This window comes from Clostridium tyrobutyricum (assembly GCF_019144085.1).
GTDB classification, from domain to species: Bacteria; Bacillota; Clostridia; order Clostridiales; family Clostridiaceae; genus Clostridium_B; species Clostridium_B tyrobutyricum_A.
Window position 1 is genome coordinate 1 of record NZ_JAHHUY010000092.1, and the last position, 580, is coordinate 580.

The following is a 580-nucleotide window of genomic DNA, read 5'->3' on the forward strand; positions in this document are numbered from 1 at the left end:
TTTTTAATTATGCTCATGTCTATATATAAGATTAAATAATATAAGAGGTCTAGATATTCAGAGATATTATAATAAGCTAATAAACAGCAGAAAAAGCAGTAATGTAATAAGAAATCTAAATAAACTCTTAAAATCATTTTTTAATTACTGTATAGCAGAAGGATATATGACAAGAAATTACTGCATGGGAAAATCAATTACTATACCTGATAATAAATTTAAAAGTTCTGATTCTGAAATAGAAAATGATATAACTATATTTACACTTGATGAACAAAATAGATTTATAAAAGCTGTTGAAAATCACAGACTAAGAGCACTTTTCCTCCTAGCACTAGGTACAGGATTGAGGCAGGGTGAACTTCTTGGACTAAAGTGGATTGATATAGATTATAAGAAATGTACATTATCAGTTAAAAGATCAATAAAAAGTGTTTACTTGTTTAATGGCAATAAAAGAGAATATCATCTTATAGAACAGACTCCTAAAACTAAAAATTCTATAAGAACTATTCCAATACCTGAAAATCTAATTCCTGTTTTAAAAAAACGTAAATTAGAACAGAACGAAGAAAAACTT

The 580-nt window shown here is 26.2% G+C and carries 1 protein-coding gene; it reads left to right on the forward strand.

The window, feature by feature from the left end; genetic code table 11:
- Positions 1–166: 166 nt before the first annotated feature.
- Positions 167–580: tyrosine-type recombinase/integrase (locus KM800_RS15140; RefSeq protein WP_254906591.1), on the forward strand; the 414-nt coding region annotated here is incomplete at its 3' end.